Annotated in this window: 10 protein-coding genes and 1 pseudogene; 7 read left to right on the forward strand and 4 right to left on the reverse strand. The window is 60.4% G+C overall.

The genetic code is table 11. The annotated features are described in order from the left end of the window. Positions 1-259, reverse strand: a pseudogene (locus tag C722_RS25335) (hypothetical protein); the annotation flags it as partial. A gap of 1,216 nt (positions 260-1,475) precedes the next feature. Between C722_RS25335 and mobI the strand changes: the two are divergent. The 6 genes from mobI to C722_RS0123410 all read left to right on the forward strand — a co-directional run bounded on the left by mobI (position 1,476) and on the right by C722_RS0123410 (position 8,573). Beyond that, complete coding sequence (mobI, locus tag C722_RS0123385; RefSeq protein ID WP_017642837.1) at positions 1,476-1,949, forward strand: conjugative transfer protein MobI(A/C); 474 nt, start codon at positions 1,476-1,478, stop codon at positions 1,947-1,949. 57 nt (positions 1,950-2,006) lie between these two features. After that, positions 2,007-2,330: a hypothetical protein gene (locus tag C722_RS0123390; protein WP_026084055.1), complete on the forward strand. Its 324-nt coding sequence runs from the start codon at positions 2,007-2,009 to the stop codon at positions 2,328-2,330. A gap of 675 nt (positions 2,331-3,005) precedes the next feature. Continuing rightward, entirely contained in the window at positions 3,006-3,449 is a 444-nt protein-coding gene (locus C722_RS0123395; protein ID WP_017642839.1) for a hypothetical protein, read from the forward strand. After that, complete coding sequence (imuA, locus tag C722_RS0123400) at positions 3,442-4,074, forward strand: translesion DNA synthesis-associated protein ImuA (protein ID WP_017642840.1); 633 nt, start codon at positions 3,442-3,444, stop codon at positions 4,072-4,074. The genes C722_RS0123395 and imuA overlap by 8 nt, the downstream gene beginning before the upstream one ends. A 12-nt stretch (positions 4,075-4,086) precedes the next feature. Then, positions 4,087-5,502: a DNA polymerase Y family protein gene (locus C722_RS0123405; RefSeq protein WP_017642841.1), complete on the forward strand. Its 1,416-nt coding sequence runs from the start codon at positions 4,087-4,089 to the stop codon at positions 5,500-5,502. Next, positions 5,499-8,573 carry an error-prone DNA polymerase gene (locus C722_RS0123410; protein ID WP_017642842.1) on the forward strand — a complete coding sequence of 1,025 codons (3,075 nt, stop codon included), beginning with the start codon at positions 5,499-5,501 and terminating at the stop codon, positions 8,571-8,573. Before C722_RS0123405 ends, C722_RS0123410 begins: the two co-directional genes overlap by 4 nt. 194 nt (positions 8,574-8,767) lie before the next feature. Here C722_RS0123410 and C722_RS0123415 read toward each other — a convergent pair whose 3' ends face one another. Further along, positions 8,768-9,217, reverse strand: coding sequence for a hypothetical protein (locus tag C722_RS0123415; protein ID WP_017642843.1), 450 nt, complete (start codon positions 9,215-9,217; stop codon positions 8,768-8,770). Between the two features lie 331 nt (positions 9,218-9,548). On the opposite strand from C722_RS0123415, the gene C722_RS26355 reads away from it, so the two are divergent. Next, positions 9,549-10,481 carry a hypothetical protein gene (locus C722_RS26355; RefSeq protein ID WP_157225869.1) on the forward strand — a complete coding sequence of 311 codons (933 nt, stop codon included), beginning with the start codon at positions 9,549-9,551 and terminating at the stop codon, positions 10,479-10,481. Positions 10,482-10,814: 333 nt separating this feature from the next. On the opposite strand, the gene C722_RS0123425 is transcribed toward C722_RS26355, so the two are convergent. After that, positions 10,815-11,081 carry a hypothetical protein gene (locus C722_RS0123425; protein ID WP_017642845.1) on the reverse strand — a complete coding sequence of 89 codons (267 nt, stop codon included), beginning with the start codon at positions 11,079-11,081 and terminating at the stop codon, positions 10,815-10,817. A 171-nt stretch (positions 11,082-11,252) separates the two neighbouring features. Beyond that, the gene (locus C722_RS0123430; protein ID WP_017642846.1) at positions 11,253-11,735 is read right to left on the reverse strand and encodes a hypothetical protein; all 483 of its coding nucleotides are present in this window, start codon (positions 11,733-11,735) and stop codon (positions 11,253-11,255) included. Between the last annotated feature and the right edge of the window lie 88 nt (positions 11,736-11,823).

The raw sequence follows: 11,823 nt of genomic DNA on the forward strand, positions 1-11,823 counted from the left end.
CAGCATGCAATTCCCGCGTGACCCCGGCTCGGCCGGCGCTTAGAAACGCCGCCCAGGGTTCGCCATCGAGAGTGACATAGTGCTCCCCCTCCTTGAGTACCGCGTTGCCGTTGAGGCTTCCTAACGGCGCTGCCTGAGCAGGGGAGATGAATTGGCGTGGCGAGGCCTCGTCGGCATAGCCTTCGACCCGCTTGACGTTGGAGTAACCGATATCGAGGCCCACTACGTACGGAGCGGCGTTCTGGGATTTCTTACTCATGCATGCACTCGCTTGAAAGGGTTCGCAACGCGTCACGTCCCGCAATGGTCAGCCAGGCGTCCTGGAGGACGCCTGGCGCAAGCACGCCCTGGCAGGGCATTCGCCAACCCCAAACCGCCGCGCAGGCGTCCTGTAGGACGCCTACTGGTCAATTCGGGAGCACCTCGCTTCGCCCTCCTCTCTGTAGGCGTCCTGCAGGACGCCTACAGAGCACGTTGACCATTGCGGTGGGCAACGAGGCGTCCTACAGGACGCCTCGGACAAGAGTGCCTATTGCTTCTTTCCTTCTTTTCCCAATTCACGCCCTCAGTGGGCGCGAATTCGCTAAAGCCATGCTGATTGGGGTGCTTGAATGGCGGTATGCCCTATTGCAAGACATTCGTATGGGTTGTTTGTAAAGATCGGAGTTAACCAAACCGGACTTTTCCATACTTAATGACTATACAAACGGATGTATTGTTTTTTCACTGGTCTCGGCGTGATATCTCATCCAGCCATACTTAATGACAATACAAACGGATGTATTGGCTTCTTGAAATGTAGCAAAGCAGGTAACAAATCAGCCCTCCGAAGGCCTCTCAAAATGGTAGCTAAACGCAAGAAATTTCAGATCTCCACCGACATTGTCAATAGTATTGCCAATCTCAATGCTTCCCCAAAAAAAACAGCTCAGGGCTTTCCGTGGGAAGACTGGAAACGGTCATATTTCCCATACTTATTTACAACCTAAACGGATGTATTGTCTTGCTTCTCCTTATTGACAACCCAAACGGATGTATTGGCTTCGCCGATTCCATCCGCTAGACCAGGACGCTCCCATAGTTATTGACAATACAAACGGTTGTATTGGATTCCAAGAATAAGGCGGGATTGCTAATGGATTCGCCATACTTAATGACAATACAAACGGATGAATGGGTCTCGCGACTTAGTGCTCTTCAAAGTCAGATGTGCGCAGAAACCGCTTAAACCACCGTTCCGCCGATCCGCATGCTGAGTGACATCCGCCGAGTTTTTTACATACTTAATGACAATACAAATGGATGTAGTGTGATTCCTGTGGCCCGAACTCAGCTAAACGAGAAAAACCATATTTAATGACAATCTATACGTCCATATTGGTTCTCGTTAAAAAGCCGCTTTTATGACCCCCTTTTTCCAGTCGTTCGCTAATGACAACCCGAACGTCCTCCTTGTAAATAGATAGGATATGACAATGACCCCTTCAATCGACCCCCAAACCAGCAACGGCCTAATTTCCCGTCTTTATGGGCAGGCTATAACCTCATTGGATGAGGCCCATGAAGCCCTGCGTGATGAGGCTTTGCGGCTAAGGGACGAATACTTCCAAGCGGCCAAAGCCAGAGCCGATGGAAAAATCATCTATCGACTGATCGACGTGCGTGGCAATGGCAAGGGATCTGTGTCGATTGCCTGGTGCAAGGTCTATTTCTTCAACGGCGAGGGGGGGAAGAAAAAGCATGCACGCTCCCCAATCGCTAAGGGGTTGAGCCATTCCTATGCCGCCAGCACAGTCACGTTCGGAATGGAGACGTGGTTCGTCGAACTGTTCCATCTGTATGAGCCCAAGCTGGCCATAATCAGGGAGCAGCTCCTGAACCTTGGCAAGGTGCGAAAGCAATTGCTGATGCAGCAGCGCAAGGTGAACGCCAACCCGCCGGTTGCCTAGTTGCGTTTCCAGAAGTACCGGTACGGTGATCCTTTTCCAGACAGCAAGGACCGGTTTATGAAACGTCCACCAGAAATGGATCACCCCGTCATCGTCGATCGTGTCGACCTGGACATGTGGGCCGACCTCTACTTTCAAGCCTATTGCGGCCAGCCGAACGCGGTGGCGCTATCAGACTTTCTCAAGCAGCCCTACGCCTACCTGCACGAGGCCGGCCTCCTACAGGTAGATCAGCAAGAGCCGGAGTATCCAGTCTTGCTGCCGGTCCGCACGAACATCGCCCGGCAGATCCAGGATGAGTGGGCAGCGGAGCAAGAGACGAAGCTGGCGCGCAGCTCGGCGAGGCGCCATCTCACACTCATACGCGGTTCGATGCGCTGACACCGTGGTCGCCAGGGAGGTAACTGGAAAGGGGCCGGCAGCTTGCTGCCGGTAGCGGGGCCCCGGCGTCTGCCCATGTGAACGGTTCAACTCTGCCGGGCTGTGCGATCGACGACCGGCATCGGGTGTGAATTAACATCCAGTCAGCAGCCGCGAGTGCCATCCTCTCTCTCTCAGAGTTGGGGGAAGACAGATGGCGGTACGGTCCGTAGCGCGAACGACGGTGGGCACTGGCCTCGTGGCGGTGGCATTTGCCATTGTCTGCGAAGGTGCCCGATGGCTTCATGCAGCCAGAAATGGACTGCTACCTGCTGACCTCCCTGCGCCGTTTGATTCGGACCCTGTGATCGCCCTTCTCACCGCAGCCAGTTCCATCGCGACGCTGCTGCCTGGCTGCATACTCATTGCTCGCCACACCGGTTAGCTGAAATCAGGCACCAGCGTGCGATCACCTTCCTGAACGAAAGAATCTTTCGCTTCGTCTTCCCTGCCGTCCGTCGCTGTCAAGCTTGCTGGATCGTTCCTCCCTGATTACTGTCTATTTATACAGTACCCCTAAAGGAGGCCATCCCATGTCCATTTCTCCCCGTATCCCTCGTCTCTGTCACCGCTGTCCCGATCGCTCTGTTGAGTACCAGAAGGTCATGGCTTCAGGGATTGAGCAGGTGGGCCGCTATGGACATGCTTGGTGATGAGCAGGACAGCTTCGAACAGCAGCAGTCCCTGTTCCGTCCCACGGAGCTGACGTACTGCCGTAACCTCGTTGATCTGCTGACTGAAGAACTGGACCAGGTACGTCAGTGCCTGGGGCAAGCCCAACGCGCCAATCGCGTTCTGGTCGCTGAGCGGGATGTCCTGACGGCGGAGGTACAGCGCCACCGACTGCGCTACGTCCAATTCGTCCAAGAGGAAAACCAGCGCCACGTGCCCCGGGGTGACCGGCTCATTCCGGACGACCGCGACGATCCCCTCTCGCGTGCCCAGCGTCATATCCTGCGGCTAGAGTCGATGAACTCCGTCCTGCATGCAGATCTGTTCAAATTGCGTGCGCAGCTGCAGGTCATGCTCACCGAGCGCGGCAGCTCGCCGTCGGCGCCGACGGGGGTGCAGCATGGATAACGCGGCCACCAATGTCGTTGCGCTCGACTCTCTGCTCGACAGTCGCCGTGTGTGGCGCGGGCAAAGTCCGCATGTGGACGACGCCAGCACGCAGCCAACCGGACACTCGGCGCTCGATGCCCAACTGCCGCTCGGCGGGTGGCCTGATGCAGCGCTTACCGAAATCCTGAGCGCTCGACCGGGCCTAGGTGAGCTCACGCTCGTGTGGCCGACATTGGCACGCCTCACTGCCGCCGGCGAACGCGTCGTGCTGATCTCTCCCCCGTATCTGCTCTACCCGCACGCCTGGCTGCAGGCCGGCGTCGACCTCGGCCGGCTGAGCGTCATCCAGGTCCAGGGCAAGGACGTGCTGTGGGCCGCTGAGCAGTGCCTGCGCTCCGGTAGCTGTGGTGCGGTGCTCTGCTGGCCCAGCCGGGCGGACGATCGCGCGCTGCGCCGGCTGCAGGTGGCTGCCGAGACCGGACAGACCCTTGCCTTCGCGTTCCGCCACCAGCGGGAAGCGGTCAACGCGTCACCTGCAGCGCTGCGCCTGGTGCTTGAGGGTTCACCTCAGCAGTTGCGAGTGCTCAAGTGCCGCGGCGGCAATCCACCGGCAACGGCGCTTGCGCATCGGGTCTGGCATTGAGGGACGACTGCCATGAAATGGGCCTGCATTTTTTTCCCCCAGTTCGCGCTGGACGGTGTGCTGCGCAATTGTCCTGACCCGGACGAACCCCTGGTACTGCTCCACGGGCCGATACAACGCCGGATCATCAAGGCGGCGAACCCGGCGGCGTTGGCGCTCGGCCTCCGGCCGGAGATGACCTACACCGCTGCTCAGGCGATCTGCCCGCAGTTTGCGACGGTGGAGTACGACGAAGCGGCGCTACGGCGCCAGCACGAGCTGCTGGCGGCCTGGGCCTATGGGTTCAGCTCGCAGGTGAGCCTGCATTTCGCCGACGCCCTGGTGCTCGAGGTGCAGTCGAGCCTGCCGCTCTTCGGGCCCTGGCCAAGATTTGAAGCGCGCCTGCGCCAGGAGCTCACGGCGCTGGGCTTCGGCCACCGGATCACCCTTGCGCCCAATCCAGCCGCCGCCCGGGTACTGGCCAACGCCGGCGACAGCCTGGCAGTTCGGGATGAAGCAGGCCTTGCCAGCGCTATGCGCACGCTGCCGGTGGCGCTTCTGGGCTTCGAGCCGGAGATCGTCCAGGCCTTGAGTCGCATGGGGCTTCGGCAGCTCAGCCAGGTGTTGGCGCTGCCCCGGGCGCAGCTCGCCCGGCGCTTTCCGCTGAGTCTGCTCAATCACCTCGATCAGATGCTGGGCAGCAAGGTCCTGCCCCTGGAGTTTTTCCTGCCTCCGACCACCTTCAGGCTGCGGATCGAGCTCAACTTCGAAGTCGAGTCGACCCAGGCCCTGCTATTTCCCCTGCGTCGCTTGACCTCGGATCTGGCCACCTACCTCGCCGGCCGGGACATGGGCGCCCAACGCTTCACCCTGCGTCTCGAACACCGTGAGGCGCCGACAACCGAGATTGTCGTGGGTCTGCTGGCACCCGAGCGGGACCCTGCGCTGCTGTTCGAATTCGCCCGGGGGCGCCTGGAGCCTACCCAGGTGGTTGAACCGGTACTCGCGATCGGCCTGGTCGCTGACGAACTGCCCTCGTTCGTCCCTCAGCACCGCGGCCTGTTCGATGAACGTCCGCAACAGACCGTGAGTTGGGAGCAGCTGCGCGAGCGGCTTCGCTCTCGCCTGGGCGACGACGCGGTCTATGCGGTGGGCGCCCAAGGCGATCACCGGCCGGAGCGGGCCTGGCGGCGAGACACGCCTTCGCTGGCGCTCCAGGCATTGGGACCGAATCGGCGGCCAGGGTGGCTGCTACCGGCGCCGGAGCCCCTGGATGTCGATCAGTCACGGGTCCTGAGCGGGCCCGAGCGGATCGAGAGCGGGTGGTGGGACGGTGAGGATGCCCGTCGGGACTACTACGTGCTCGAGCTCGCCGACGGGCGTACGGCCTGGGCCTTCCAGTCGCCTGCGGAGGGGCCGGGCTGGTGGGTGCAGGGGTGGTTTGCGTGACACCCGGCTATGCGGAGCTGCACTGCCTGTCGAACTTCAGCTTCCAGCGCGGTGCTTCCAGCGTCGATCAGCTATTCGAGCGTGCCAGGGTCATGGGCTATGAGGCGTTGGCCATAACCGACGAATGCACTCTCGCCGGCATCGTCCGCGCCTGGCAGGCATCGGAGAAGCATGGCGTCCGGCTGATCGTGGGCGCGGAGTTCCAGGTCGCCCAGGGCCCCAAGCTCGTGCTGCTGGTGCAAGACCTGCAGGGCTACCAGCAGCTGTGCCGGCTGATCACCCTGGCCCGTCGGCGCGCGGACAAAGGCAGCTACCGCCTGCTGCGCGAGGACCTCGACCAGGTCGCCGGCCTTATCGCGCTCTGGGTACCGGAGCGCGACGCCGAGGCAGAGTCAGCGCGCTGGCTCTTGGAGGTGTTCCCCGGCCGGCTGTGGATTGCCGCCGAGCTCCACTTCGATCAAGACGACCAGGTGCGGCTGCAGCAGCTCCAGAGTCTGGGTGCGACCTTGGGCGTAGGGCTGGTGGCCGCCGGCGACGTGCACATGCACTGCCGCGGGCGCCGGGCCCTGCAGGACACCATCACCGCCATCCGCCATCACGTCCCGGTGGCGGAAGCTGGCCAGCTGCTCTTCCCGAACGGGGAGCGCCACCTACGAACCCGTGAGGCCTTGGCTAGGTGCTATCCGTCCGAGCTGCTGGAGGAGACCCTGCACATTGCCGAGCGCTGCACCTTCAACTTGGCGGAGCTCCGTTACCAATACCCCAGTGAGGTGGTACCCGAAGGACACACCGCCACCAGCTGGTTGCGTGTGCTCACTGAGGAGGGCTGCGCCTGGCGCTGGCCGGAAGGTCTGTCGCCTCGGCTACGTGCCCAGATCGAAAAAGAGCTGCAGCTGATCGCCGATAAGTCGTACGAGAGCTACTTCCTGACGGTGCACGACATCGTCCGCTTCGCACGGCAGCAGGGAATCCTCTGCCAAGGGCGCGGCTCGGCCGCGAACTCTGCCGTCTGTTTCGCCCTGGGCATCACCGAGCTGGATCCGACCCGGATCAACCTCCTGTTCGAGCGCTTCATCAGCCACGAGCGCGATGAGCCGCCGGACATCGACGTCGACTTCGAGCATGACCGCCGGGAAGAAGTCATCCAATACATCTTCCGCCGTTACGGCCGGCAGCGCGCCGCGCTCACCGCGGTGGTGTCCACCTATCACGCCGCAGGCGCTGTGCGGGACGTGGCCAAGGCCCTGGGCCTGCCTCCGGATCAAATCACCGCGCTGGCGGACTGCTGCGGCCGCTGGACGGACAACCTGCCGCCACCAGAGAGACTGCGCGAATCGGGCTTCGACCCTAATAGCCCCCTGCTCCACCGGATCCTGGTGCTCACCGGCGAGCTAATCGGTTTCCCGCGGCACCTGTCCCAGCACCCGGGCGGTTTCGTCATCGCCGACCAGACACTGGACACCCTGGTGCCGGTCGAGAACGCTGCCATGGAGGGCAGGACGGTGATTCAGTGGGACAAAGACGATCTCGACGCGATGGGCCTGCTCAAGGTCGACATCCTCGCCCTGGGCATGCTCAGCGCCCTACGCCGCTGCTTCGACCTGGTCAAAGGCTACCGAGGTGAGGAGCTGACCCTGGCTACCGTGCCTCAAGAGGACAAGCCGACCTACGCGATGATTAGTCGGGCCGATACGCTCGGGGTGTTCCAGATCGAGTCACGTGCCCAGATGGCCATGCTGCCGCGGCTGAAGCCACAGACCTTTTACGACCTGGTGATCGAGGTGGCCATCGTCCGCCCGGGCCCCATCCAGGGTGGCATGGTCCACCCGTACCTGCGCCGGCGGACCGGTCAGGAGGAGATCAGCTACCCGCCGGAGCTGGAGCGCGTCTTCGGCCGGACCCTGGGTGTCCCCTTGTTCCAGGAGCAGGTGATGGAGCTCGCCATCCTTGCCGCCGACTACACGCCGGGGGAAGCCGATCAGCTGCGCCGCAGCATGGCGGCCTGGAAGCGCCACGGCGGGCTTGAGCCGCACCGGCAGCGGCTCACCTCGCGCATGCTCGCCAACGGCTATACCGCGGAGTACGCCGCGGACATCTTTCGGCAGATCGAGGGGTTCGGCAGTTACGGCTTTCCCGAGTCCCACGCGGCCAGCTTCGCCCTGCTCACCTACGCCAGCTGCTGGCTCAAATGCCATGAGCCGGCAGCGTTCGCCGCGGCGCTGATCAACTCTTATCCCATGGGTTTCTACAGCCCCGACCAGATCCTACAGGACGCCCGGCGGCACCGGTTGCAGACCCTGCCGGTGGACGTGACCTGCAGCGACTGGGATTGCAGCCTCGAGCCTGTTGCTGAAAGCCCGCAGCCGGCGATCCGGATGGGCCTGCGGATGGTGCGAGGCCTCGCTGAGAAAGCCGGGCGCGCGGTTGAGCAGGCCCGCCGGCAGCGACCATTCCGCGACGTCACCGACCTGTGCCTGCGCGCAGGCCTCGATGCCAAGGCCCGGGAGTGCCTGGCGGATGCAGGTGCACTGAAGGGCTTAGCCGGGCACCGGTTCCAAGCACGCTGGGCGATGGCCGCAATCGAGCCGCAGCTGCCCCTATTCGCTGAGGGCGCTGTCGTTGAGGAGGAGATCCAGGAGCTAGTCGCCCCGACCGTGGGTGAGGACCTCTATTCGGACTATGCCTCCCTGGGTACCACCCTGGGGCCGCACCCGCTCACCTTGCTGCGGCCGGAGCTGTCGGCCCGGCGGCTGATGAGCTCGCATGAGCTGAAGGAGCGGCGTCATGGGCAGCCGGCCCGGGTTGCTGGCCTGGTGGTCGGCCGGCAGCGTCCAGGCACTGCCAGCGGCGTGACTTTCGTAACGCTTGAGGACGAGTACGGGATGGTGAACGTGGTGGTGTGGCGAACCCTGGCGGAGCGCCAGCGGCGGGAGCTGGTGGCGTCACAGTTGCTGCGAGTGGATGGAACGGTAGAGACGCGCGATGGCGTGCTGCACATTGTGGCCGGCCGCTTGGAGGACATCAGCGAGCTGCTGCAGGGTCTCGATACGCGAAGCCGAGATTTTCATTGACCGCATCTTCGATGCGGACAGGTCTCGAATAGGCAGAATGCGCGAGTGACGTGGAGCCGTAGGCGATGCTTCAAGGGCGGAAGTATACCGCCTGGGATACTTCCGCTATACCGCCTGGCGCGGGGTGTCTCCAGGGCATGTGAATCTTGCTTGCCCTGGTGGACTGCCAGGCGTGAAGCCTTGCTACTGAAGGCCTATAGGGTCTCGCCCGACCATCGCCATTCACGTGGCGCTTCCGCCTCCCCGTAGTTAGCAGCGAGCACGTCTGCGAGGTGAGACGGGGTGCAGGGCGTGTCGTACGTTGGCGCAGCCATCCAGCGCTCCAAGGCACTCTGCAGTTCGGCAAATTCATCGGCGCCGATGCCGTCGAAATCCTCAGGCCGGAAGATGTTGCCATCGACGGCCGTTGGGGTGAGGTCTGCGGACAGGAACATCGCCAGAGCACCATCCACCGGCGCAACGAACAGAGACTCGCTGTCGACTTTGGCAATGGTGCCGGCCGGCGCCGCAGCGAGGATCGGCGCCACCTGGTTCCAAACCACAAGTAGCTGCTGGAAGGCTGGGTCTTCGGCTCTGGAGTAATAGCGGTGGACGCACAGCTGTAGCGGCAGAGCCGGAGTCGAGGAGGTGTTGGGGGTCTGCATGGGAAGCTCCGTCAGCATCGTTGAATAATGCTGGCCAACGTCCCATAGGTCTTCAGATACGCAAGCCGCGTCGGGCCGCCGGCTCGGTTTGCGGATTCGGTGCTACATTCTGGAAGTACCCAGACCGAGATTAGTCTGGGAGCAACCAACCTAGAGCCTTTGCTGAAATGCAGCTGATAGCCAGAAGCCAAAGAAACTCTCGGACCTTAAATAAAGATCCACGACGCAAAGCAGAGCGATGCCACTCAGGGAAAGTAAACCCCTAAATCTGAATTACTCACTTTGATTACGCACCCACTCACTACTTAAGCAAAGTACCTAAGGAGCTTCCATGGCAGGATTACAGCCTTTACTTATTTTTAAGTCAGAAGTTGCTCGCGTGAATGAGCTTTATTGGTCGTCCGCCTATGCATATAATCGCACATCCAAAATTTTAAGTTTCCTGGAAAACAGCGGCAATTGCGGCTCCTCCGACCCTTTGGTCAAAGAAATTTGGGGTGCAAAAGAGTACGCACTGGATCGCGTGTCGAAAAAAAATCTGTCAGATTTTTCTGACATCTTGTTGGTAAAAAACCTCGAAGCATTGAGGACAAACTCAATTCTTCACTTATGTTCCGCCTTCGAGAATGCACTCTCTGGATATTATTTCTTGTGCTCTTTATACGACGGGCGTAAAGGTGATCCGAGCTATACTGGTGATGATGTCCCCGCACTCCTAAAAAACACCCCAATATTTGAAAGCCGCAAAAGGCAAATCTTAAAGATCCTGGATTCGCCGAGCTCTCCACTTAAAGGAAGGTACAAACAAAGATTAACGTTATTTAGCAGTACTTGGGGAGTCACGCTGTTCTCCGGCGTAAGCTCCACAAGGCTCCACGGGTATTATCAAACTCGTAATAAGATTGCGCATGATCAAGGACTAGGATCGCCGGACAATCCAGAGCACAGTGCTGCAGAGGTATTGAGTAACCGCGTTTTACTTACCGAGGCAAAATGGAAACGGATGATTCATGATTTCCAGGAAGTACTGGAATTCTTGGACGATCAGGTTTCACTCGGAGTTGTCAAAGACAAAGGGTTAGCACTAGCGGTTTATAGAACATTGCACCGAGATGGTCCTATGATGACTACAGATCTTATGAAAAAGCTATCTACGGAATGGCGTCTTGGGCAGATCCGAAAAGATCGGCTCAAGAAAATTGTTGAGGACCTCGGCGGAAAGTTTACTCAAGTGAGCGGAAACAATTTCCAAGCCTCCTTGTGAGTTTTTACAAATAACAGCCAGACGCAGTGGACTCGGTGTCGGCTTATGGTCGATAGCTGCCATCCGCTAAGGCCTGTTTTGGATCAATAGCAGCCCCTAGGCTGTGCCCATACCTTAGGGGCCATTCATGAGTTTTTCCGGAAGGTTCTGCAAGCGGTTGTAGCTATTTCAAACAGAAATCGGCATGGTCGCGTGAATCGCAACCAATAAGCGCAAAGTTATTGAAGTCTATAGCTGACGATTAAGGCATTCGCCGGCTTAGGGTCACCATTGTCGCGGCAACCGATACCCGCCAGATTCATTGACACCCTCCACGCCTCGTTGCAGCAGACTTCAGATCCCGTCGTATCCTGCGGTACCGGACCTGAACGGCTTCCACTCTTCCTCCGGCGCGCCGAGCTTGCAGATAGCCACGGTGACCTTCTGGCCAATGGCTGGGTCCGGCGGTTTGACGGCGAGGTGGCGGTAGGGGGTGTAGTCGGGCACCCACATACTGGAGCTCTGGCTCCGGTGGTATTCCCAGATGCCGTACCCGTTGACGGTACTCACCGAGCGCTCCAGGTTGATTACTCGACCACTTTCAAGATGGATCACCAGCATTGCGCACGCCTCACGAATTGAGGCGTGATGATACCGCGCGGTGCCGGGATGGCCGGTAGCAGGTCGTCAGGTGACGTAGAGTACGACTACAGATTACGGCTCGCCGCGCGTTGGGGTACCGTGCCGTCCGGCGCTGGCCGGTATCTGCCAGGCAGCAGGCGTGGCAGACGACTACAGATTCTGGCCGGCGGGACAGGCGTAGGAAATGAACTCGCCGCCCACCCACTCCTTGCCCATCTCGCCCGGTACCAAGGGGATGCCCAGCGTCGCGAAAACCGGCCGAGCACCGACACATTCCTGGACGTACAGGACGGTGTACGCATAGCCCTTGGCATCCGCGATTTCCGCCAGTTCGTTGATGGACACGAAGTGGTCAGACTGGAACGAGTAGTCGAGGCAGGAACAGCCATGGCCATCGATCTTTCGCGGCCGGGCGTCTGGGGCAGCAAAGCGTTTGAAGGCGGTGGCCAAGGTGTTGTCCCGGGCGACCCTGTCCTTGAAGTCGAGGTAGCACAGGAGCGAACAATTCCCGTACCAGAGCGCCTTGATCTGGAAACCCTGGCGCCAGTTGACCCAGCCTACCTGGCTGGTGATCTGCGGGCTCCACTTCGGAAGTTGTTCCACCGCGGCTTTGAGCTGTTCAACCGGTACCATGTTCGGGTCTCCATCAGGTGATGGCCTACCCTCTCACCGATCCGGAAAACGCAAGGCCTGCCGTGGTCCGGCTGGTGCCATGCCGCTA

Source organism: Pseudomonas sp. 313, assembly GCF_000316965.1.
GTDB classification, from domain to species: Bacteria; Pseudomonadota; Gammaproteobacteria; order Pseudomonadales; family Pseudomonadaceae; genus Chryseomonas; species Chryseomonas benzopyrenica.

What these genes read in the sequence shown, in the direction of transcription:
- mobI (WP_017642837.1), top strand. Translation starts at nt 1,476, where the DNA reads ATGACCCCTTCAATCGACCCCCAAACCAGCAACGGCCTAATTTCCCGT.
- imuA (WP_017642840.1), top strand. Translation starts at nt 3,442, where the DNA reads ATGGATAACGCGGCCACCAATGTCGTTGCGCTCGACTCTCTGCTCGAC.
- C722_RS0123390 (WP_026084055.1), top strand. Translation starts at nt 2,007, where the DNA reads ATGAAACGTCCACCAGAAATGGATCACCCCGTCATCGTCGATCGTGTC.
- C722_RS0123415 (WP_017642843.1), bottom strand. Translation starts at nt 9,217, where the DNA reads ATGCAGACCCCCAACACCTCCTCGACTCCGGCTCTGCCGCTACAGCTG.
- C722_RS26355 (WP_157225869.1), top strand. Translation starts at nt 9,549, where the DNA reads ATGGCAGGATTACAGCCTTTACTTATTTTTAAGTCAGAAGTTGCTCGC.
- C722_RS0123405 (WP_017642841.1), top strand. Translation starts at nt 4,087, where the DNA reads ATGAAATGGGCCTGCATTTTTTTCCCCCAGTTCGCGCTGGACGGTGTG.
- C722_RS0123395 (WP_017642839.1), top strand. Translation starts at nt 3,006, where the DNA reads ATGGACATGCTTGGTGATGAGCAGGACAGCTTCGAACAGCAGCAGTCC.
- C722_RS0123425 (WP_017642845.1), bottom strand. Translation starts at nt 11,081, where the DNA reads ATGCTGGTGATCCATCTTGAAAGTGGTCGAGTAATCAACCTGGAGCGC.
- C722_RS0123430 (WP_017642846.1), bottom strand. Translation starts at nt 11,735, where the DNA reads ATGGTACCGGTTGAACAGCTCAAAGCCGCGGTGGAACAACTTCCGAAG.